The organism is Burkholderia sp. RF2-non_BP3, from assembly GCF_001522185.1.
Taxonomy (GTDB): domain Bacteria; phylum Pseudomonadota; class Gammaproteobacteria; order Burkholderiales; family Burkholderiaceae; genus Burkholderia; species Burkholderia diffusa.
Map to the genome: position 1 here is coordinate 89,191 of NZ_LOSU01000032.1, position 21,327 is coordinate 110,517.

At 68.1% G+C, this 21,327-nt stretch carries 17 protein-coding genes; 9 read left to right on the forward strand and 8 right to left on the reverse strand.

All coding sequences use genetic code 11. The features are described from left to right. Positions 1-37 precede the first annotated feature (37 nt). On the forward strand, positions 38-1,111 hold the full coding sequence (gene aroG, locus WS45_RS15390; protein WP_059535397.1) for a 3-deoxy-7-phosphoheptulonate synthase AroG: 1,074 nt from the start codon (positions 38-40) through the stop codon (positions 1,109-1,111). A 99-nt stretch (positions 1,112-1,210) separates the two neighbouring features. On the opposite strand, the gene hmpA is transcribed toward aroG, so the two are convergent. Together hmpA and WS45_RS15400 are read right to left on the reverse strand one after the other, a co-directional pair. Continuing rightward, positions 1,211-2,419 (reverse strand): NO-inducible flavohemoprotein, encoded by a 1,209-nt coding sequence (gene hmpA / locus WS45_RS15395; RefSeq protein WP_059700679.1) that lies wholly within the window; start codon positions 2,417-2,419, stop codon positions 1,211-1,213. Positions 2,420-2,516: 97 nt separating this feature from the next. Next, a complete protein-coding gene (locus WS45_RS15400; protein WP_059535394.1) occupies positions 2,517-3,068 on the reverse strand; it encodes a cob(I)yrinic acid a,c-diamide adenosyltransferase in 552 nt (183 codons plus the stop codon). Between the two features lie 140 nt (positions 3,069-3,208). On the opposite strand from WS45_RS15400, the gene WS45_RS15405 reads away from it, so the two are divergent. From WS45_RS15405 to proC, 6 genes are all read left to right on the forward strand, one after another. Next, entirely contained in the window at positions 3,209-4,618 is a 1,410-nt protein-coding gene (locus WS45_RS15405; RefSeq protein ID WP_059535391.1) for an FAD-binding oxidoreductase, read from the forward strand. A gap of 38 nt (positions 4,619-4,656) precedes the next feature. Next, on the forward strand, positions 4,657-6,150 hold the full coding sequence (locus WS45_RS15410) for an FAD-linked oxidase C-terminal domain-containing protein (protein ID WP_059535522.1): 1,494 nt from the start codon (positions 4,657-4,659) through the stop codon (positions 6,148-6,150). A 142-nt stretch (positions 6,151-6,292) separates the two neighbouring features. Continuing rightward, positions 6,293-7,381, forward strand: coding sequence for a glycolate oxidase subunit GlcE (gene glcE / locus WS45_RS15415; RefSeq protein ID WP_059689051.1), 1,089 nt, complete (start codon positions 6,293-6,295; stop codon positions 7,379-7,381). 7 nt (positions 7,382-7,388) lie between these two features. After that, positions 7,389-8,615 (forward strand): glycolate oxidase subunit GlcF, encoded by a 1,227-nt coding sequence (gene glcF, locus WS45_RS15420; protein ID WP_059535389.1) that lies wholly within the window; start codon positions 7,389-7,391, stop codon positions 8,613-8,615. Positions 8,616-8,732: 117 nt separating this feature from the next. Continuing rightward, on the forward strand, positions 8,733-9,431 hold the full coding sequence (locus WS45_RS15425) for a YggS family pyridoxal phosphate-dependent enzyme (protein WP_059700680.1): 699 nt from the start codon (positions 8,733-8,735) through the stop codon (positions 9,429-9,431). 50 nt (positions 9,432-9,481) lie between these two features. Continuing rightward, positions 9,482-10,294 (forward strand): pyrroline-5-carboxylate reductase, encoded by an 813-nt coding sequence (proC, locus tag WS45_RS15430; protein ID WP_059700681.1) that lies wholly within the window; start codon positions 9,482-9,484, stop codon positions 10,292-10,294. A gap of 93 nt (positions 10,295-10,387) precedes the next feature. Here the strand turns inward: proC and ubiA are convergent, their stop codons facing one another. The 6 genes from ubiA to recG all read right to left on the reverse strand — a co-directional run bounded on the left by ubiA (position 10,388) and on the right by recG (position 18,557). Continuing rightward, complete coding sequence (gene ubiA, locus WS45_RS15435; RefSeq protein WP_059700682.1) at positions 10,388-11,260, reverse strand: 4-hydroxybenzoate octaprenyltransferase; 873 nt, start codon at positions 11,258-11,260, stop codon at positions 10,388-10,390. 281 nt (positions 11,261-11,541) lie between these two features. After that, the gene (gene dpsA, locus WS45_RS15440) at positions 11,542-12,030 is read right to left on the reverse strand and encodes a non-specific DNA-binding protein DpsA (RefSeq protein ID WP_059465436.1); all 489 of its coding nucleotides are present in this window, start codon (positions 12,028-12,030) and stop codon (positions 11,542-11,544) included. Between the two features lie 119 nt (positions 12,031-12,149). Then, complete coding sequence (locus tag WS45_RS35660) at positions 12,150-12,305, reverse strand: hypothetical protein (protein ID WP_179950373.1); 156 nt, start codon at positions 12,303-12,305, stop codon at positions 12,150-12,152. Between the two features lie 99 nt (positions 12,306-12,404). Continuing rightward, on the reverse strand, positions 12,405-14,591 hold the full coding sequence (gene katG / locus WS45_RS15445; RefSeq protein ID WP_059700683.1) for a catalase/peroxidase HPI: 2,187 nt from the start codon (positions 14,589-14,591) through the stop codon (positions 12,405-12,407). 541 nt (positions 14,592-15,132) lie between these two features. Next, complete coding sequence (locus tag WS45_RS15450; protein ID WP_059535381.1) at positions 15,133-16,092, reverse strand: hydrogen peroxide-inducible genes activator; 960 nt, start codon at positions 16,090-16,092, stop codon at positions 15,133-15,135. 137 nt (positions 16,093-16,229) lie between these two features. Beyond that, positions 16,230-18,557 (reverse strand): ATP-dependent DNA helicase RecG, encoded by a 2,328-nt coding sequence (gene recG / locus WS45_RS15455; protein WP_059700684.1) that lies wholly within the window; start codon positions 18,555-18,557, stop codon positions 16,230-16,232. Between the two features lie 167 nt (positions 18,558-18,724). Here recG and queA point away from each other — a divergent pair, with 167 nt between their 5' ends. Beyond that, positions 18,725-19,792, forward strand: coding sequence for a tRNA preQ1(34) S-adenosylmethionine ribosyltransferase-isomerase QueA (gene queA, locus WS45_RS15460; RefSeq protein ID WP_059700685.1), 1,068 nt, complete (start codon positions 18,725-18,727; stop codon positions 19,790-19,792). Between the two features lie 218 nt (positions 19,793-20,010). Next, positions 20,011-21,198 carry a tRNA guanosine(34) transglycosylase Tgt gene (gene tgt, locus WS45_RS15465; protein WP_059535520.1) on the forward strand — a complete coding sequence of 396 codons (1,188 nt, stop codon included), beginning with the start codon at positions 20,011-20,013 and terminating at the stop codon, positions 21,196-21,198. Positions 21,199-21,327 lie beyond the last annotated feature (129 nt).

Below are 21,327 nucleotides of genomic sequence, written 5' to 3' on the forward strand. Positions count from 1 at the left end.
CTGACCGAACGGCGCCCGCAAAATTAGGAGAAACAGCATGCCCCCGCACAACACCGACGACGTCCGCATTCGCGAACTCAAGGAACTGACGCCGCCCGCCCACCTGATCCGCGAATTCGCGTGCTCCGAGGCCGCGTCCGAGCTGATCTACAACTCGCGCCAGTCGATGCACCGCATCCTGCACGGGATGGACGACCGGCTGATCGTCGTGATCGGGCCGTGTTCGATCCACGATACGAAGGCGGCGATCGAGTACGCGGGGCGGCTCGTGAAGGAGCGCGAGCGCTTCAAGGGCGAGCTGGAAATCGTGATGCGGGTGTACTTCGAGAAGCCACGCACGACGGTCGGCTGGAAGGGGCTCATCAACGATCCGCACCTCGACAACAGCTTCAAGATCAACGAAGGGCTGCGCACCGCGCGCGAACTGCTGCTGCAGATCAACGAGATGGGGCTGCCGGCCGCGACCGAATACCTCGACATGATCAGCCCGCAGTACATCGCCGACCTGATCTCGTGGGGCGCGATCGGCGCGCGCACGACCGAGTCGCAGGTGCACCGCGAGCTCGCGTCGGGGCTGTCGTGCCCGGTCGGTTTCAAGAACGGCACCGACGGCAACGTGAAGATCGCGGTCGACGCGATCAAGGCCGCATCGCAGCCGCACCATTTCCTGTCGGTGACCAAGGGCGGCCACTCGGCGATCGTGTCGACGGCCGGCAACGAGGACTGCCACGTGATCCTGCGCGGCGGCAAGGCGCCGAACTACGACGCGGACAGCGTGAACGCCGCGTGCGCGGACATCGGCAAGGCCGGCCTCGCCGCACGCCTGATGATCGACGCGAGCCACGCGAACAGCTCGAAGAAGCACGAGAACCAGATCCCCGTGTGCGCGGACATCGGCCGCCAGGTGGCGGCCGGCGACGAGCGCATCGTCGGCGTGATGATCGAGTCGCACCTCGTCGAGGGGCGCCAGGACCTGAAGGAAGGCTGCCCGCTGACCTACGGCCAGAGCATCACCGACGCGTGCATCGCGTGGGACGACAGCGTGAAGGTGCTCGAAGGTCTCGCGGAATCGGTGAAGGCACGGCGCGTCGCGCGCGGCAGCGGCAACTGATCACCGACAGGCCCGAGGCGGCGCGTGCCGCCCGCGCCGCGAGAAAAAGCCCGGCTCGCGCCGGGCTTTTTTCGTTGACGGGCAGCCGCCGTCAGGATCTCACTCGAGCGCGCCCGAGCCGAAGATCTCGGTATTGATGCGCGCCGGCGCGACGCCGAGCGCGACCAGCGCGTCGCGCTGCGCCTTCATGAACGCGATCGGGCCGCAGACGTAGTAGTCGGCATCCGGCACCAGCGCGTATTGCTTCACGCGTTCCGGCGTCAGGCGCCCTTCGAGGTCGTGATCGACGCCGCCCCGGTCGTTCGGGCCGACCAGCTCGTACAGCACCGTGCGCTTCACGTTCGCGTGTTCGCGCACCGTATCGTTCAACCAATCGCGGAACGCATGCACCGCGCCCGACCGGCATGCGTGGACGAACCGCACCTCGCGCGCACTGCCTTCGCCAGCCAGCGTCGATGCCATCGACACCATCGGCGTCAGGCCGACGCCGCCGGAGATCAGCACGACCGGCGTATCGACGCCGCGCTTCAGCGAGAATTCGCCCATCGGCGCGGTCACTTCGACGATCGCGCCCTCCTCCACGCCGTCATGCAGCAGCGTCGACACCTTGCCGGCCGGAATCGCTTCCGGCTGGCCGGCCTCGCGCTTCACCGAGATGCGCAGCCACTTGCCGTGCGGCGCGTCTGACAGGCTGTACTGGCGCGGCTGGTCGACGCCGAGGTCGCCGACGAAACGCTTCACCGTGACGTACTGGCCCGGTGCGAAGGTCGGCGCCTCGCCGCCGTCGGCGGGCGTCAGGTAGAACGACGTGATCTCGTCGCTTTCACGCACCTTGCGGGCGACCTTGAACGGACGGAAGCCGCTCCACGCGGCGCCCGCGTACAGATCGGCCTCGGCGCCGATCAGGATCTGCGCGAGCTGGCCGTACGCGACACGCCATGCCTCGAGCGTCGGAGCATCGACCGCGTCGCCGAGCACTTCGACGATCGACGCAAGCAGGTTCTCGCCGACGATCGGGTAATGCTCGGGCCGGATGTTCAGGCTCGCATGCTTGTGCGCGATATGCGACACCGCGCCGCCGAGCGCGCCGAGGTTGTCGATGTTCGCCGCATATGCATAGACCGCCTTCGCGAGCGTTTCCGGCTGGCTGCCGGTCTTCTGGTGCGTCTGGTTGAACAGGTTCTTCAGTTCCGGATGGCGCGCGAACATGCGCTGGTAGAAGTGCTTCGTGATCGTCGCGCCGTGCACGGCGAGGACAGGGGCAGTGGCCTTCACACGAGCCATCTGGTCAGCAGTGATGTGGGTCATGTTCGTATTCTCCGTTAAACATGCTCACACGATACATCTTTAAAAATCGACGGCCCCCCGGGCAAATTGTCGCAGCGCGCAACAACGCTGCCGCGCGTCAGCGAACGCGCCCGCGCTCCCACAGCACGTCCGAACCGCCACCCGCGCGGTTCAGCACGCGCGCCAGCACGAACAGCAGGTCCGACAGCCGGTTCACGTAACGCCGCGGCGCATCATTGAGCGCGTCGTTCCGCCCGAGCGCGACGATCGAGCGCTCCGCGCGGCGGCACACCGTCCGGCATACGTGCGCGAGCGACGCCGCGCGCGAGCCGGCCGGCAGGATGAATTCCTTCAGCGGCGGCAGCGTCGCGTTGTAGTCGGCGAGCCAACGGTCGAGGCGCGCGAGGTGCGTGTCGTCGAGCACCGCATGGCCGGGAATGCACAGCTCGCCGCCGAGATCGAACAGGTCGTGCTGGATCGTGACGAGCGCGGTGCGCACGTCGTCCGGCAGCGGCTCGGCGAGCAGCACGCCGAGGTTCGAGTTCAGTTCGTCGACGTCGCCGATCGCGGCGATCCGCGCATCGTCCTTGCCGATGCGCCGTCCGTCGCCGAGGCCCGTGGTGCCGTCGTCGCCCGTGCGCGTCGCGATCTTGCTCAAGCGGTTACCCATGCGAATGTCCTCTCGTGCGCGGCCGCGATGCGGCCCGGTTGCCCAGGAACGCGATTATCGCAGCCCGCGGCGGCGGGCGCAGCGGGCGTTACAGCGTAGAATGGGCCGAAAGTTTGACAAGCAGTCGTCAGGAGACATTCGTGAATCACCCTGCCCCGCCGGCCACCGCGCGCCGCCCGCTGCCCTCCGCCATGCTCGATGCGCTGCGCGCCGCCTTCGGCGAGCGCGTGTCGACCGCCGACGCCGTCCGCGCCCATCACGGCCGCGACGAATCGCCGTTCGATCCGCAACTGCCCGACGCCGTCGTATTCGCCCACAACGCCGATGAAGTTCGCGAAGTCGTGTCGCTGTGCGCGCTCTACGGCGTGCCGCTGATCCCGTACGGCGCCGGCTCGTCGCTCGAAGGCCATCTGCTCGCCGTGCGCGGCGGCGTCTCGCTCGACCTGTCGGAAATGAACCGCGTGCTGTCGATCAACGCGGAAGACCTGACCGTCACGGTCGAGCCGGGCATCACGCGCAAGGCGCTCAACGAAGCGCTGCGCGACACCGGCCTGTTCTTCCCGATCGATCCGGGCGCCGACGCCAGCATCGGCGGCATGACCGCGACCCGCGCATCGGGCACCAACGCCGTGCGCTACGGAACCATGCGCGAGAACGTGCTCGGCCTCACCGCCGTGCTCGCCGACGGCCGTGTCGTGAAGACGGGCTCGCGCGCGCGCAAGTCGTCGGCCGGCTACGACCTCACGCGGCTGTTCGTCGGCTCCGAAGGCACGCTCGGCGTGATCACCGAGATCACGCTGCGCCTGCATCCGCTGCCCGAAGCCGTGTCGGCCGCGATCTGCACGTTCCCGTCGATGGGCGACGCCGTGCGCACCGTGATCGAGACGATCCAGATCGGCGTGCCGATCGCGCGCGTCGAGTTCGTCGACTCGCTCGCGGTACGCTCGATCAACCGCCACTCGAACCTGACGCTCGCCGAAGCGCCGACGCTGTTCTTCGAATTCCACGGCACCGAAGCCGGCGTGAAGGAACAGGCCGAGCTCGTGCAGACGCTCGCGGGCCAGAACAACGGCCAGGGCTTCGAATGGGCGACCCGCCCCGAGGATCGCACGCGGCTCTGGGCCGCGCGCCACAACGCGTACTTCGCGATGCTGCAGCTGAAACCCGGCTGCCGCGCGGTGACGACCGACGTGTGCGTGCCGATCTCGCAACTCGCCGCGTGCGTCGAGGAAACCGAAGTCGACCTGCGCGCGTCGTCGCTGCCCTGCCCGATCGTCGGCCACGTCGGCGACGGCAATTTCCACGTCGCGATCCTGATCGATCCCGACAAGCCCGAGGAAATCGACGAAGCCGAACGCATCAACGACCGGATCGTCGAACGCGCGCTGCGCCTCGGCGGGACCTGCACCGGCGAGCATGGCGTCGGCCTGCACAAGATGCGCTTCCTGCCGAAAGAGCACGGCGACAATGCGATCGACGCGATGCGCGCGATCAAGCTCGCGCTCGATCCGCGCAATCTGATGAATCCCGGCAAGATCTTCACGTGCTGACATGGCGGCGCGCCGCCGCGCCGCCCGCAGGAGACCCGATGAACGCTTCCGTCGAACTGTCGAGCGCCACCCGCGCGCAGCGCCAGCGCGAAGTCGTGCAGGCGCTGATGGCCGTGCTGCCGACGCATTGCCTGCTGTTCCGCGACGAAGACACCGCGCCGTACGAATGCGACGGCCTGTCGGCGTACCGCCGGCTGCCGCTCGCGGTCGCGCTGCCCGAAACCGAATCGCAGGTGCAGCGGATCGTGCAGATCTGCCGCCGCATGGAGGTGCCGATCGTGCCGCGCGGCGCGGGCACGAGCCTGTCCGGCGGCGCGCTGCCGATCGCGAACGGCGTCGTGCTGTCGCTCGCGCGCTTCACGCGCATCGTCGAGGTCGATCCGTACGCGCGCACGGCCACCGTGCAGCCCGGCGTGCGCAACCTCGCGATTTCGGAAGCCGCCGCGCCGTACGGGCTGTACTACGCGCCCGATCCTTCGTCGCAGATCGCCTGCACGATCGGCGGCAACGTGGCGGAGAATTCCGGCGGCGTCCACTGCCTGAAATACGGGCTGACGGTGCACAATGTGATGCGCGTGCGCGCGGTCACGATCGACGGCGAGATCGTCGAATTCGGCTCGCTCGGCCTCGACACGCCGGGCCTCGACCTGCTCGCGGTGATGATCGGCAGCGAAGGGATGTTCGCGATCGTCACCGAGATCACGGTGAAGCTGATCCCGAAACCACAGACCGCGCAGCTCGTGATGGCGAGCTTCGACGATGTCGTGAAGGGCGGCGAGGCGGTCGCCGCGATCATCGCGTCGGGCATCATCCCGGCCGGGCTGGAGATGATGGACAAGCCGGCCACCCAGGCCGTCGAGGCGTTCACGCATGCGGGCTACGACCTCGACGCGAAGGCGATCCTGCTGTGCGAATCGGACGGCACGCCCGAGGAAGTCGCGGAGGAAATCGTCCGCATGACGGCCGTGCTGCGCGAACATGGCGCAACGCGGATCCAGGTATCGCGCAACGAAAGCGAGCGGCTGCGCTTCTGGTCCGGCCGCAAGAACGCGTTTCCGGCCGCCGGGCGCATTTCCGCCGACTATTACTGCATGGACGGCACCGTGCCGCGCCGCGCGATCGGCCCCTTGCTCGCGCGCATCGAGCAACTCGAGACGCGCTACGGGCTGCGCTGCATCAACGTGTTCCATGCCGGCGACGGCAACATGCATCCGCTGATCCTCTACAACGCGAACGATCCGGACGAGCTGCACCGCGCCGAACAGTTCGGCGCGGAAATCCTCGAATGCTGCGTGGAATTCGGCGGCAGCGTGACGGGCGAGCACGGCGTCGGCATCGAAAAGCTCAATTCGATGTGCGTACAGTTCTCGCCGCAGGAGCGCGATGCGTTCTTCGCGGTCAAGCGCGCGTTCGATCCGGCCGGGCTGCTCAATCCCGACAAGGGCATCCCGACCCGCGCGCGTTGCGCCGAGTACGGCCGCCAGCACGTGCGCGGGGGGCTGCTGCCGCACCCCGACCTGCCGCGCTTCTGAGCGCCGCGCAGTCGCGCGGCCCGTGCCGGCCGCGCGCGTGGCGGCGGCATGCCTTCGTCAGACGGGGCTTAGGGATAGTCGCGATGTGGATTCGCGCCACCCCGGTACAATCGACCGGACAACAACGAGGCAGCAACAGAACATGGAAGAGGACGACATCGTCGCCGGATGGGCCGAGCGCATCCGTGCCGCCAGTGCCGACGGCCGGCCGCTGCGGATTCGCGGCGGCGGCACCAAGGACTGGTACGGCCAGGCGCTGGACGGCGAAATACTCGACACGCGCTCGTTTCAGGGCATCGTGTCGTACGACCCGGCCGAGCTCGTCGTCACGGTCCGCGCGGGCACGCCGCTCGCGCAGCTTGAAACCGTCCTCGCCGAGCGCGGCCAGATGCTGGCGTTCGAGCCGCCGCATTTCGGCCGCGCGGCCACCGTCGGCGGCTGCATCGCGGCGGGCCTCGCCGGCCCGCGCCGCGCGACCTGCGGCGCGCCGCGCGATTTCGTGCTCGGCGTCACGCTGATGAACGGGCGCGGCGAAGTGCTGCGCTTCGGCGGGCAGGTCGTGAAGAACGTCGCCGGCTACGACGTGTCGCGGCTGATGGCCGGCTCGCTCGGCACGCTCGGGCTGATGCTCGACCTGTCGATCAAGGTGCTGCCGGTGCCGGTCGCCGAAGTCACGCTGAAGTTCGAGATGACCGCGACCGACGCGGTGCGCAAGCTCAACGAATGGGGTGGCCATCCGCTGCCCGTCAGCGCGAGCGCCTGGCGCAACGGCACGCTGGTGCTGCGGCTGTCGGGCGCCGAGGCCGCCGTGAAATCGGCGAAGACGCTGCTCGGCGGCGAAGTCGTCGACGCGGTCGAGGCCGAGCGCTTCTGGGCCGGCCTGCGCGAGCACACCGATCCGTTCTTCAACGGCATTCCGCCCGGCTACGCGCTGTGGCGCCTCGCGCTGCCGTCGATCACCGAACCGATGCACCTGCCCGGCACCCAGCTGATGGAATGGGGCGGTGCGCAGCGCTGGTGGATCACCGACGCCGACGCGCAGACGGTGCGCATGAGCGCGAAGCAGGCCGGCGGCCATGCGACGCTGTTCCGCGCGGGCGAATCCTACGACCGCAGCGCGGGCGTGTTCACGCCGCTGCCCGCGCCGCTGATGAAGATTCACCGCGGGCTGAAGACGGCGTTCGATCCCGCGCGCATCTTCAACCGCGGCCGGCTCTACCCCGATCTCTGAGGGCTCGATGCAAACGAACCTCGCCGATTTCATCCGCAATACGCCCGACGGCGACGAGGCCGACGCGATCCTGCGCAAGTGCGTGCATTGCGGCTTCTGCACCGCGACGTGCCCGACCTACCAGCTGCTCGGCGACGAACTCGACGGCCCGCGCGGCCGCATCTACCTGATCAAGCAGATGGTCGAAGGCGCGCCCGTCACGCGCAGCACGCAGCAGCACCTCGACCGCTGCCTCACCTGCCGCAGCTGCGAAACGACCTGCCCGTCGGGTGTCCAGTACGGCCGGCTCGTCGAGATCGGCCGCAAGCACGTCGAGGCGCAAGTGCAGCGCCCCGTGCAGCAGCGGCTCGTGCGCCGCGTGCTCGCCAGCCTCGTGCCGAACGAGGCGCTGTTCTCGCCGATCATGCGGCTCGGCCAGCACGTGCGGCCGCTCTTGCCGAAACGGCTGCGCGACAAGGTGCCGCCGCGCACGCGGCTGCTCGAATGGCCGCAGCGCACGCATCCGCGCAAGATGCTGATGCTCGCCGGCTGCGTGCAGCCGTCGATGCTGCCGAACATCAACATCGCGACCGCGCGCGTGCTCGATGCGCTCGGCGTCGAGACGATCGTCGCGCCCGACGCGGGGTGCTGCGGCGCGATCCGCCTGCACCTGAACTATCACGACGAAGCGCTCGACGACGCGCGCCGCAACATCGACGCGTGGTGGCCGTACGTCGAGCAAGGCGCCGAGGCGATCGTGATGAACGCATCGGGCTGCGGCGCGACGGTGCTCGAATACGCGCACCTGCTGCGCGACGATCCGGCGTATGCGGAGAAGGCACAGCGCATCGTCGCGCTGACGCGCGACATCTCCGACGTGCTGCTCGCGTTCGAGGCCGAGCTCTCGACGCTCGCGCGGCGCCGCGCGATCCATACCGTCGCGTATCACCCGCCGTGCACGCTGCAGCACGGCCAGCAGTCGCGCGGCAAGGTCGAGCGCCTGCTCGAGACGCTCGGCATCGACGTGCGGCTGCCGGCCGACAGTCATCTGTGCTGCGGGTCGGCCGGCACCTATTCGCTGACGCAGCCGTCGCTGTCGTACCGGCTGCGCAAGCAGAAGCTGCTGAAGCTGCAGGCGCTCGAGCCGCAGATGATCGTGTCCGGCAACGTCGGCTGCATCGCGCACCTGCAAAGCGGCACGCAGATTCCGGTCACGCACTGGATTCAGCTCGTCGAGCATCTGCTGTACGGCTAGCGCGGCACCCGCGGCGGCGTCCGTATAATGGGCGAATCGAAGCGGCGCGTGCCGTGCCGCATTCGTCACCGTACTCGCCGCCGTAATCGCTTCCCCGTGCCTGCTTCCGTGCCCGTCATGTCCGACTTCACCGCCCGTCTCGATTCCGTTCACCGCCGCATCGCCGACGCCGCCCACGCGGCCGGCCGCGATCCCGCCACCGTCTCGCTGCTCGCCGTGTCGAAGACGTTTCCCGCCGACGACGTGCGCGCCGCGCATGCGGCCGGACAACGCGCGTTCGGCGAGAACTACGTGCAGGAATCGATCGACAAGATCGACGCGCTCGCCGACCTGCGCGCGGACCTCGAATGGCATTTCATCGGGCCGCTGCAATCGAACAAGACGCGCCCGGTCGCCGAACGGTTCGACTGGGTCCATTCGGTCGACCGGCTGAAGATCGCGCAGCGCCTCGCCGAACAGCGCCCCGCGCACCTGCCGCCGCTCAACGTGTGCGTGCAGGTGAACATCAGCGGCGAGGCGTCGAAGAGCGGCGTCGCGCCGGCCGACGTGGCCGATTTCGCGCGCGCGGTCGCCGCGCTGCCGGCGCTGCGGCTGCGCGGCCTGATGGCGATTCCCGAACCGGCCGGCGATACCGACGCGCAACGCGTGCCGCATCGCGCGCTGCGCGCGCTGTTCGATGCATTGCGCGCCGAGGGCCTGCCGCTCGACACGTTGTCGATGGGCATGTCCGCCGATCTCGAAGCCGCGGTGCTCGAAGGCGCGACGATCGTGCGCGTCGGCACCGCGATCTTCGGCGCGCGCGACTATTCGCACTGAGCGCTGCCCTTTTCCGCCTTTCCGTTCACTCATCTGCTCAATCGGACATCATGAAAATCGCATTCATCGGCGGCGGCAACATGGCCGCGGCCCTCATCGGCGGCCTGATCAAGCGCGGCGTCGCCGCTGACGGCCTGTACGCCATCGACGTCAACGAGGACGCCCGCGCGCGCACGGCGCAGCAGTTCGGCATCCGCACCGGCGCGGCCATCGACACGACGCTCGCGGCCTACGACGCGATCGTGCTCGCGGTGAAACCGCAGGTGCTGAAGGACGTCGCGCAAGCGCTCGCGCCGCATTTGAAATCGCAGCTCGTGATCAGCATCGCGGCGGGCATCCGCGGCACCGACCTCGCCCGCTGGCTCGGCGACTACGCGCGCGTCGTGCGCACGATGCCGAACACGCCCGCGCTGGTCGGCATGGGCGTGACGGGTCTCGCCGCGCTGCCGGGCGTCGACGCGGCCGGTCGCGAGCTCGCGTCGAACGTGCTCGGCGCGGTCGGCGAGATCGTGTGGTTCGACGACGAAGCGCAGCTCGATGCGGTCACGGCAATCTCGGGCAGCGGCCCGGCCTACGTGTTCTATTTCATCGAAGCGCTGCAGGAAGCCGCGCGCCGCCTCGGCATGAACGACGAACAGGGCCGCGCGCTTGCGGTCGCGACGTTCGCGGGCGCCGCGCAACTCGCCGCGCAATCGGGCGAGCCGGCAAGCGTGCTGCGCGAGCGCGTGACGTCGAAGGGCGGCACGACGGCCGCCGCGCTCGCGTCGTTCGACGCGCAGGGCGTGAAGGAAGCGATCGTGCGCGGCGCGCTCGCAGCCGAGGCACGCGCGAAGGAAATGGGCGACGAGCTCGGCCGCGCATAAGCGCCGCGACCGCCGGCGGGTTTCCGGCACCGGCAACAAAAAAGCGGCCTCGGCCGCTTTTTTGCTGGCATCGCGCGTCGGCGCGCGGCCACTTCAGTTGGCGCCCGCACCCGCCAGCAGGTAATGCGCGGCGATTCCCGCGAACAGCACGCCGCCGAGCCAGTTGTTGTGCCGGAACGCCGCGAAGCATGGCATCCGCTCGCGCCCCTTGATCAGCGTGAAGTGATACAGCGCGCAGCCGACCGCCGCCGCCCAGCCGGCCCAGTACGCGAGACCGAAGCCGAGCGTCACGCCGATCCATACGTAGATGCCGAGCGTCACCGCATAGCACGCCATCACGGCCGCGACGTCGAAGCGGCCGAACGTCAGCGCGGACGTGCGAATGCCGATCTTGATGTCGTCGTCGCGGTCGACCATCGCGTATTCGGTGTCGTACGCGACCGACCAGAAGACGTTCGCGATCAGCATCACCCACGCGAGCATCGGCACCGTATCCTGCACGGCCGCGAACGCCATCGGGATGCCGAAGCCGAACGCGATGCCGAGATATGCCTGCGGAATCGCGAAGAATCGCTTCATGAACGGATACGAACCGGCGACGAACAAGGCGACGACCGACAACTCCTTCGTCAGCGTGTTGAGCGGCAGGATCAGCAGGAACGCGATGAACGACAGCACCACCGCGATCGCGACGGCTTCCCATGCGCGGATCTTGCCCGACGTCAGCGGCCGGTCGGCCGTGCGCTTCACGTGACGGTCGAAATCGCGGTCGGCATAGTCGTTCATCGCGCAGCCGGCCGAGCGCATCAGCAGCGTGCCGAGCGCGAAGATCACGAGCAGCGGCCAGCGCGGATGGCCGTCCGATGCGATCCACAGTGCGTTGAGCGTCGGCCAGAGCAGCAGCAGGCTGCCGATCGGCTTGTCCATCCGGACGAGCCGCAGATACAGGGGAAAGCGGGCAAGCATGGCGAAGCACCGGGAAGATAATCCCGGCATTTTAGAGCCGAGGCGCGGTTCGCGTCATGTCGGGATGGCCCGCGCCCGCGTGCCGCGGTACGCGCGTCGGCCACGCCGGCCCGCTGCAAGCGGCCGAAGCAGTCCTGGCCGCCAATCAAGGGACAGATGCGCGGTAAACATGCACCGGCGGCCAAGGCAGAATTCGATCCTCTGCAGGCGACCCGGCCCCGATTTGCGGTCGGACTGCCCGCCGATGCCGGTCGCACGACGGGCAACTGGCCGCGTCGAACTTACGCGAGCAGCGACCGCAGCATCCACGCGGTCTTTTCATGCGTCTGCAGGCGTTGCGTCAGCAGGTCGGCGGTCGGCTCGTCGCTCGCCGCATCGGCGATCGGGAAGATTTCGCGCGCCGTGCGCACGACCGTCTCGTGCCCTTCCACGAGCTGACGGATCATCTCTTCGGCCGCCGGCACGCCGTTCGCTTCCGGCACCGACGACAGCTTCGCGAAATCCGCGAAGGTACCCGGCGCGACGACGCCGAGCGTGCGAATGCGCTCGGCGACCGAGTCGACCGCGAGCCACAGTTCGTTGTACTGCTCTTCGAACATCAGGTGCAGCGTGTTGAACATCGGACCCGTGACGTTCCAGTGGAAATTGTGGGTCTTCAGGTAAAGCGAGAACGTATCGGCAAGCAGACGCGACAGGCCGTCCGCGATTTTCCTGCGGTCCTTGTCGCTGATGCCGATGTTGATCTGCGTGGCGTTGCCTTTCCTGGCCATCTTCGGAACTCCTCATTCGAAATGTTGAACCGGAGAAAATGCGTCGAGCAATCCGCATGCCGCATCGCACGGCATCCGTTCACGCCTCGCCCGTCTGGTGCGGCGAGCGATTCGCGCGCTCAGCCGCCGGCGCCCGACACGCGCGGCGCGAGCGCGTGCAGCGCCTGCGCGACCAGCTCGGCCGCGCCGCCGACGACGATCGCGAAACCGACGATACGCCGCGCCCACTCGGCCGGCGTGAACGCGGTGCGCATGTTCAGCATCAATTGCGTCATGATCGTCACTCCTTCGACACGATCCTGGAAGAAAAAACGGCCGGTCGTGCGACCGGCCGTTTCACGTTACAGCGCAACTGCGTTACCGCATCGCGACATTCACTTGAGGTCGAAGCGGTCGAGGTTCATCACCTTGTTCCAGGCCGCGACGAAATCGCGCACGAACTTCTCGTTCGCGTCCGCGCTGCCGTACACCTCGGCCAGCGCACGCAACTGCGAGTGCGAACCGAAGATCAGATCGACGCGCGTACCCGTCCACTTGAGCTGGCCCGACGCACGATCGCGCCCTTCGAACACGTCGTTCGCGGCCGACACCGGCTTCCACTCCGTGCCCATGTCGAGCAGGTTCACGAAGAAGTCGTTGGTCAGCGAGCCCGGACGATCGGTGAACACGCCGTGCGTTGAGTCACCGACGTTCGCGCCGAGCACACGCAGGCCGCCGACGAGCACCGTCAGCTCCGGCCCGCTCAGCGTCAGCAGCTGGGCCTTGTCGACCAGCAGCGCCTCGGCCGGCGTCTTGTACGCGCTCTTCAGATAATTGCGGAAACCGTCCGCAACCGGCTCGAGCACGGCCATCGCTTCGATATCGGTCTGCTCCTGCGACGCGTCCATCCGGCCCGGTGCGAACGGCACCGTCACCGCGACACCCGCGTTCTTCGCGGCCTGTTCGACGCCGGCCGCACCGGCCAGCACGATCAGGTCGGCGAGCGACACCTTCTTGCCGCCCGTCTGCGCATCGTTGAACGCCTTCTGCACACCTTCCAGCGTCTCGAGCACCGTCGCAAGCGCGGCCGGCTGGTTCACTTCCCAGTCCTTCTGCGGCGCCAGGCGGATGCGCGCACCGTTCGCGCCGCCGCGCTTGTCCGAACCGCGGAACGTCGAGGCCGATGCCCATGCGGTCGACACGAGCTGCGCGACCGACAGGCCCGATGCAAGCACCTTCGCCTTCAGCGCCGCGACGTCGGCGTCATCGATCAGCTTGTGATCGACAGCCGGGATCGGGTCCTGCCACAGCAGTTGCTCGGCCGGCACTTCCGGGCCGAGATAGCGGGCGCGCGGACCCATGTCGCGGTGCGTGAGCTTGAACCAGGCGCGCGCGAACGCGTCGGCGAACTCGGCCGGGTTCTCGTAGAAGCGGCGCGAGATCTTCTCGTAGGCCGGGTCGAAACGCAGCGACAGGTCGGTCGTCAGCATCGTCGGGCGATGCTTCTTCGCCGGATCGAACGCATCCGGAATCACCGCGTCGGCGCCCTTCGCGACCCACTGGTGCGCGCCGGCCGGGCTCTTCGTCAGTTCCCATTCGTAGCTGAACAGGTGCTTGAAGAAGTCGTTGCTCCACTTCGTCGGGGTCGACGTCCACGTGACTTCGAGGCCGCTCGTGATCGCGTCGCGGCCCTTGCCCGATGCGTACGTGCTCTTCCAGCCGAGACCCTGCTGCTCGATGCCGGCCGCTTCCGGTTCCGGACCGACGTTCGATGCGGGGCCCGCGCCGTGCGTCTTGCCGAACGTGTGGCCGCCGGCGATCAGTGCAACCGTCTCTTCGTCGTTCATCGCCATCCGCGCGAACGTCTCGCGGATGTCGCGTGCCGCCGCGACCGGGTCGGGGTTGCCGTCCGGGCCTTCCGGGTTCACGTAGATGAGACCCATCTGCACGGCCGCGAGCGGATTCTCGAGGTCACGGTCGCCCGAGTAACGGCTGTTCGGGCCGCCGCTCAGTTCCAGCCAGATCTTTTCCGAACCCCAGTAGACGTCGTCCGGTTCCCACGTGTCGACGCGGCCGCCGGCGAAGCCGAAAGTCTTGAAGCCCATCGACTCGAGCGCGACGTTGCCGGTCAGGATCATCAGGTCGGCCCACGAGATGTTGCGGCCGTATTTCTGCTTGATCGGCCACAGCAGCCGGCGCGCCTTGTCGAGGTTGCCGTTGTCCGGCCAGCTGTTCAGCGGAGCGAAGCGCTGTTGCCCGCCGCCCGCGCCGCCACGGCCGTCGGCGGTCCGGTACGTGCCGGCGCTGTGCCAGGCCATCCGGATGAACAGGCCGCCGTAGTGGCCGAAGTCGGCCGGCCACCAGTCCTGCGACGTCGTCATCAGCGCCTGCAGGTCGCGCTTCACCGCCGCGAGGTCGAGCTTCTTGAACGCTTCCGCGTAGTCGAAGTCCTTGTCCATCGGATCGGACAGCGCCGAATGCCGATGCAGGATGTTGAGATTGAGCTGGTTCGGCCACCAGTCCTTGTTCGACGTGCCGCCGGCCGCCGTATGGTTGAACGGACATTTCGATTCGGTCGACATGCTTTTTTCTCCTTTGCTTGCTCGTAAGCCCCCACTTGCCTGGCGCGGTTCGTGGAGCATTGCGGGGGGATGAAACGGAACAGGTTGGTCCTGTCGTGCTACGGGGTGGCAGGCGGCGTGGCCTGCGATGCGGGCTGCGGGACTTCGGACATGCAATGCTCCCTCATGGCTGAACGGCAGTGAGTCGGGGAACACGGAACCGGCATGCCGCGGCACTCATCCGCCATACACACGGTCCGCCAGATACGCGAACGCAATCGGGCGGAGGCTCCGGGCCGCGGCCCTCGCGCGATTTACGACCTCGTCGCGCGACGGGATGTTCCGCTGCGCGTGCTGCAATACCGACCGCATCATGACATCCTCCTTTGACACCTGCACTCAACGTGCAAATCGGACCGCCGATCCGGTGCGATCCATGGAAAGGATTCTATGTATTTCTATCGTTTATTTGAATTTGATAAATTTCATCTATCCGATAGGCAAAAATAAACGGGGTCGCAAGACCCCGTTGACTGCCTGCCTCAGTTGCACCGCACCCTGCTCAATTCATCGTCGCGGGCATGTCGAGCTTCGCGACGCCCGGCAGTTCGCACGCGGCGATCGCCTCGCTGATCGCGTCGATCGCCGGCATCCGCGTGAAGCTCTTGCGCCACACCAGCACGACGCGGCGATCCGGCACCGGCTCGTTGAACGGCACGTACGACAGCAACTCGGCGTCGGGACCGTTCGCGCGCGGGCCGATCTCGGCGACCGACATCCGCGGCAGCACCGTGATGCCGACACCGCTCGCGACCATATGGCGAATCGTTTCGAGCGACGAGCCTTCGAAGGTCTTCTGGATGCCGTCGGCCGTCTGCGAGAAGCGCATCAGTTCCGGGCACACGCCGAGCACGTGGTCGCGGAAGCAGTGACCGTTGCCGAGCAGCAGCATGGTTTCCTGCTTCAGATCCTCGGCGTCGATCTCGTTGCGCTTTTCCCACGGATGGCCGGCCGGCAGCGCGACGACGAACGGCTCGTCGTACAGCGGCCGCACCATCAGGCCGGTTTCGGGGAACGGCAGCGCCATGATCGCGGCGTCGATTTCGCCCTGCTTCAGCAGCTCGAGCAGCTTCAGCGTGTAATTCTCCTGCAGCATCAGCGGCATCTGCGGCACGCGCTGGATCATCTGCTTGACGAGCGTCGGCAGCAGGTACGGCCCGATCGTGTAGATCACGCCGAGCCGGAACGGGCCGACGAGCGGGTCCTTGCCCTGCTTCGCGATCTCCTTGATCGCGAAGGTCTGCTCGAGCACGCGCTGCGCCTGCGTGACGATCTGGTCGCCGATCGGGGTCACGCTCACTTCGCTCGCGCCGCGCTCGAAAATCTGCACGTTGAGCTCGTCTTCCAGCTTCTTGATCGCCACCGATAGCGTCGGCTGGCTCACGAAGCATGCTTCGGCCGCGCGACCGAAATGCCGCTCGCGCGCGACCGCGACGATGTACTTCAATTCAGTCAGGGTCATTGTGGGTCAATCAGGGTTATACAGGCGATAGGTTTAATTTATACACCCGTTGGCACCGATTCGCCAAGTTTCTCTGCATCACGATGCGCCGAATCGCCGCCGAATGGCGGTTTTAAATCCGTCCCCGAATGCGCGGATCAGGCCTTCAGGTACTGCTCCCGCGCGCCGAGCCAGCGTGCGAGATGCTGCGTGACCACGTCGGGATACGCGGCGATCAGTCGCGCTGCCGCGTCGCGGGCCGGGTCGATCAGCCAGCCGTCGGTCTCGAGGTTCGCGAAGCGCAGCATCGCGGCGCCGGACTGGCGCGCGCCGAGGAATTCGCCGGGGCCACGGATTTCGAGGTCGCGCCGCGCGATCTCGAAGCCGTCGGTCGTCTCGCGCATCGTCTTCAGCCGCTCGCGGCCGGTCAGCGACAGCGGGCCCGTGTAAAGCAGCACGCAGACCGACGCCGCGGTGCCGCGACCGACGCGGCCGCGCAACTGATGCAGCTGCGCGAGGCCGAAGCGCTCCGCGTGCTCGATCACCATCAGCGACGCGTTCGGCACGTCGACGCCGACCTCGATCACGGTCGTCGCGACGAGCAACTGCACCTCGTTGCGCGTGAAGGCTTCCATCACGGCCGCCTTGTCGGCCGGCGACAGCCGCCCGTGCACGAGCCCGACCTTCAGCTCGGGCAACGCCTCGGCCAGCGTCTCGTAAGTCTCGACGGCCGTCTGCAGCTGCAGCGTCTCGCTCTCCTCGATCAGCGGACACACCCAGTACACCTGGCGGCCGGTCAGCGCGGCCTCGCGCACGCGGGCAATCACCTCTTCGCGCCGCGCATCGCCGACGAGGCGCGTCAACACCGGCGTGCGGCCCGGCGGCAGCTCGTCGATCGTCGACACCTCGAGATCCGCGTAATACGTCATCGCGAGCGTGCGCGGAATCGGCGTGGCCGACATCATCAGCTGGTGCGGCTGGAAATCGCGCGCGCCGTTGGCCGCGTTCGCAGCCTTCGCGCGCAGCGCGAGACGCTGCTCGACGCCGAAACGGTGCTGTTCGTCGACGATCACGAGGCCGAGCCGCGCGAATTCGACCGTGTCCTGGATGATCGCGTGCGTGCCGATCACGAGCTGCGCGGTGCCGAGCGCCGCGGCTTCGATCGCCGCGCGCTTTTCCTTCGCCTTCAGGCTGCCCGCGAGCCATGCGACCGAGACGCCGAGCGGTTCGAGCCACGCGCGCAGCTTGCGTGCGTGCTGCTCCGCGAGGATTTCGGTCGGCGCCATCAGGGCGGCCTGGTAGCCGGCGTCGATCGCCTGCGTGGCCGCCAGCGCCGCGACGACCGTCTTGCCGCTGCCGACGTCGCCCTGCAGCAGCCGCTGCATCGGATGCGCGAGCGTGAGGTCGTGCGCGATCTCGTCGACGACGCGCGACTGCGCGCCCGTCAGCGTGAACGGCAGCGCCGCGTAGAGACGCGTCGTCAGCGCGTCGGCATCGGCCGCGGTGCGGCGCGGCATCGCCGGCGCCGCGCGCGTGCGGCGCTCCTCGTGCGCACGCTTGAGCGACAGCTGCTGCGCGAGCAGCTCCTCGAACTTGATGCGTGTCCACGCCGGATGCGAGCCGTCCATCAGCGCGGCTTCGTCGGAATCGACAGCCGGGTGGTGCAGGATCCGCACGGCCTGCGCGAGCGTCGGCACGCCGAGCGGCTTCAGGTAGTCGCGTTCGATCTCGGGCGGCAGCAGCTCGGGCAGCGGCGTGCGCTCGACCGCGTTCTCGATCGCCTTGCGCAGATACGCCTGCGACACGCCGGCCGTGCTCGGATAGACGGGCGTGAGCACCTGCGGCAGCGGCGCGTCGGCTTCGACGACGCGCACGGCGGGATGCACCATCTCCATTCCGAAGAAGCCGCCGCGCACGTCGCCGCGCACGCGCAGCCGCTGGCCGACGGCCATCTGCTTGACCTGCGAGCCGTAGAAATTGAGGAAGCGCAGCACGAGCTGCTCGCCGTCGTCATCCTGGATCTTCACGACGAGCTGGCGCCGCGGCCGGTATGCGACTTCGTTGTCGAACACCACGCCCTCGGTCTGCGCGATGCCGCCCGGCAGCAGTTCGCCGATCGGCGTGAGCGTGGTTTCGTCCTCGTAGCGCATCGGCAGATGCAGCACGAGATCGATCGAGCGCGTGAGGCCGAGCTTCGCGAGCTTGTCGGCGGTCTTCACGGGTTTGTCGGCGGCCGGCTTCTTCTTGCGCTTCGCGCCGGACGTGCCGGCTGCCCCCGCCTCGTCGCCGTCCGCGCCCGGGTCGACGTCGGGCGCGGCGGCGGCCGGCTGCGCGAGCCGCCCGTCGGCGCCGCGCTTCGGGCCCGCGCGGCGCGGCGCGCCACCGCGCGGCTCCGCGCTTTGCGCGGGTAACGCGGCATCGTCCGCGTCGAACGGATCGGCGGAATCGGCAACGGCGGCGGAGGAACGGCGTGGTGACACTGGCATCGGATCGTCTGGGTGCTTCGCAAGGCAAGTACAATAGCGGCTTTCACGTCGTCCGAACGAACGACGCCGGCCAGGCCGCGCATCCCGCCATCATAGCGGCTCGCGCGCCCCATTCATGCGTTTCCGCCCCGTCGGCGGCGCCCGCCGGCCGTTTCGAACCAGCCCGCATGTTCACGCTTTCCGATTTCGATTTCAATCTGCCCCCCGAGCTGATTGCGCAGACCGCACTGCCCGACCGCACCGCGAGCCGCCTGCTCGAGGTCGACGGCACCGTCGAGCCCGCGCGCCTCGTCGACCGCCGCTTCGCCGAGCTGCCGTCGTGCATCGCGCCCGGCGACCTGCTCGTGTTCAACGATACCAAGGTGCTGAAGGCGCGTTTCTTCGGCCAGAAGGCCAGCGGCGGCAAGATCGAGGTGCTGATCGAGCGCGTGACCGGCACGCACACCGCGCTCGCGCAGATCCGCGCGAGCAAGTCGCCGGGCGCCGGCACGACGCTGCGTCTCGCCGACGCGTTCGACGTGACGGTCGGCGAGCGCGTCGAGCCGTTCTTCACGCTGCATTTCCCGGAGCCGTGCCTCGCGCTGATCGAGCAGCACGGCCGCCTGCCGCTGCCGCCGTACATCGAGCACGACGCCGACGCGAACGACGAGACGCGCTACCAGACCGTCTATGCGAGCAACCCGGGTGCGGTCGCGGCGCCCACGGCCGGGCTCCATTTCGACCAGCCGCTGCTCGAGAAGCTCGACGCGATGGGCGTCGAGCGCGCGACGCTGACGCTGCACGTGGGCGCCGGCACGTTCCAGCCGGTGCGCGTCGAGAACCTCGCCGAGCACCGGATGCACAGCGAGTGGTACGACCTGCCGCAATCGCTCGTCGACAAGATCGCCGCGACCCGCGCGCGCGGCGGCAACGTGATCGCGGTCGGCACGACGTCGATGCGCGCGCTCGAAGCCGCGGCGCGCAGCGCCGACGAAGCGGGCCGCCCGCTCGGGGCGACGCAGGCCGAGACCGACATCTTCATCACGCCGGGCTACCGTTTCCGCGTCGTCGACCGGCTCGTGACGAACTTCCACCTGCCGAAGTCGACGCTGCTGATGCTGGTGTCGGCGTTCGCGGGTGTCGAGACGATCCGCGCCGGGTACCGGCACGCGATCGACGAACGCTACCGCTTCTTCAGCTACGGCGATGCGATGCTGCTCACGCGGCGCGACACGCCGGAGACGCCGCGCGCGTGAGCGCGGCAGGTGCGAAGACGCACCGGCCCGCGACCGCGCAGCCGCCGTTGCACCGTTGTCCCGCAGCGCGCGCTCCGATGGCGCGCGCCCCGCTTTTCCCGGCCGCCGGCTTGCCGGCGGCGTTTCCAACATGCGCCGGACTTGCGGTCCGGAGTCAGCGCTTCAGCGCATACTCCGGTCCCATGCAAGGCTTCTTCGGTGGCAAGGAGAATGACGCGATGACCGAAGGTTCATCCCACGATACGCACGCTCCCGTGCAGGACCGCCCGGCCAACGGGCTCGAATTCGAACTGCTGACGACCGACGGCCATGCGCGCCGCGGCCGCGTGAAGCTCAACCACGGCGTGGTCGAGACGCCGATCTTCATGCCGGTCGGCACGTACGGCACCGTGAAGGCGATCCAGCCGCGCGAGCTGCACGAGATCAACGCGCAGATCATCCTCGGCAACACGTTCCACCTGTGGCTGCGCCCCGGCCTCGAGACGATCGACGCGCACGGCGGCCTGCACGGCTTCATGGGCTGGAACAAGCCGATCCTGACCGACTCGGGCGGCTTCCAGGTGTTCTCGCTCGGCGACCTGCGCAAGATCACCGAGGACGGCGTGACGTTCGCATCGCCGATCAACGGCGACAAGCTGTTCCTGTCGCCGGAAGTGTCGATGCAGATCCAGAAGGTGCTGAACTCCGACATCGTGATGCAGTTCGACGAATGCACGCCGTACGCGACCAACGGCGTGCCGACCACGCACAAGGAAGCGGCCGACTCGATGCGCATGTCGCTGCGCTGGGCGAAACGCTCGCTCGACGAGTTCGACCGGCTCGGCAACCCGAACGCGCTGTTCGGAATCGTCCAGGGCGGGATGTTCGAGGACCTGCGCGACGAGTCGCTCGCGGGCCTGTCGGAGCTCGGCTTCCACGGCCTCGCGATCGGCGGGCTGTCGGTCGGCGAGCCGAAGGAAGACATGATGCGCGTGCTGCGGCACGTCGGCCCGAAGCTGCCGGCCAACAAGCCGCACTACCTGATGGGCGTCGGCACGCCGGAGGATCTGGTCGAGGGCGTCGCGAACGGCGTCGACATGTTCGACTGCGTGATGCCGACCCGCAACGCACGCAACGGCTGGCTCTTCACGCGCTTCGGCGACGTGAAGATCCGCAACGCGACGCACAAGAATTCGCTGAAGCCGCTCGACGCGAGCTGCACGTGCTACACGTGCCGGAACTTCTCGCGCGGCTACCTGCACCACCTGCACCGCGTCGGCGAAATCCTCGGCGCGCAGCTCAACACGATTCACAACCTGCACTACTACCTGCAGCTGATGAGCGAGATCCGCGACGCGATCGAGACCCATACGTTCGACGCGTTCCGCCAGCGCTTCGCGGAGGATCGCGCGAGAGGGGTCGACTGACCGGGGGCGGCGGCCCGCGTGGCTGCGCACCGCTGCCCGCACCGCTGCCCGCACCGCGCCACGTCACATAAGACATGTACTAAATATCGCGTCCCGACCGCCGGTCGTGGCCGCCGAATATTACAATCG

Excerpts from the sequence above, each read along its gene's own strand:
- aroG (WP_059535397.1), top strand. The coding sequence starts at position 38 with ATGCCCCCGCACAACACCGACGACGTCCGCATTCGCGAACTCAAGGAA.
- hmpA (WP_059700679.1), bottom strand. The coding sequence starts at position 2,419 with ATGACCCACATCACTGCTGACCAGATGGCTCGTGTGAAGGCCACTGCC.
- WS45_RS15400 (WP_059535394.1), bottom strand. The coding sequence starts at position 3,068 with ATGGGTAACCGCTTGAGCAAGATCGCGACGCGCACGGGCGACGACGGC.
- WS45_RS15410 (WP_059535522.1), top strand. The coding sequence starts at position 4,657 with ATGAACGCTTCCGTCGAACTGTCGAGCGCCACCCGCGCGCAGCGCCAG.
- glcE (WP_059689051.1), top strand. The coding sequence starts at position 6,293 with ATGGAAGAGGACGACATCGTCGCCGGATGGGCCGAGCGCATCCGTGCC.
- glcF (WP_059535389.1), top strand. The coding sequence starts at position 7,389 with ATGCAAACGAACCTCGCCGATTTCATCCGCAATACGCCCGACGGCGAC.
- WS45_RS15425 (WP_059700680.1), top strand. The coding sequence starts at position 8,733 with ATGTCCGACTTCACCGCCCGTCTCGATTCCGTTCACCGCCGCATCGCC.
- proC (WP_059700681.1), top strand. The coding sequence starts at position 9,482 with ATGAAAATCGCATTCATCGGCGGCGGCAACATGGCCGCGGCCCTCATC.
- ubiA (WP_059700682.1), bottom strand. The coding sequence starts at position 11,260 with ATGCTTGCCCGCTTTCCCCTGTATCTGCGGCTCGTCCGGATGGACAAG.
- dpsA (WP_059465436.1), bottom strand. The coding sequence starts at position 12,030 with ATGGCCAGGAAAGGCAACGCCACGCAGATCAACATCGGCATCAGCGAC.
- WS45_RS35660 (WP_179950373.1), bottom strand. The coding sequence starts at position 12,305 with ATGACGCAATTGATGCTGAACATGCGCACCGCGTTCACGCCGGCCGAG.
- katG (WP_059700683.1), bottom strand. The coding sequence starts at position 14,591 with ATGTCGACCGAATCGAAATGTCCGTTCAACCATACGGCGGCCGGCGGC.
- WS45_RS15450 (WP_059535381.1), bottom strand. The coding sequence starts at position 16,092 with ATGACCCTGACTGAATTGAAGTACATCGTCGCGGTCGCGCGCGAGCGG.
- recG (WP_059700684.1), bottom strand. The coding sequence starts at position 18,557 with ATGCCAGTGTCACCACGCCGTTCCTCCGCCGCCGTTGCCGATTCCGCC.
- queA (WP_059700685.1), top strand. The coding sequence starts at position 18,725 with ATGTTCACGCTTTCCGATTTCGATTTCAATCTGCCCCCCGAGCTGATT.
- tgt (WP_059535520.1), top strand. The coding sequence starts at position 20,011 with ATGACCGAAGGTTCATCCCACGATACGCACGCTCCCGTGCAGGACCGC.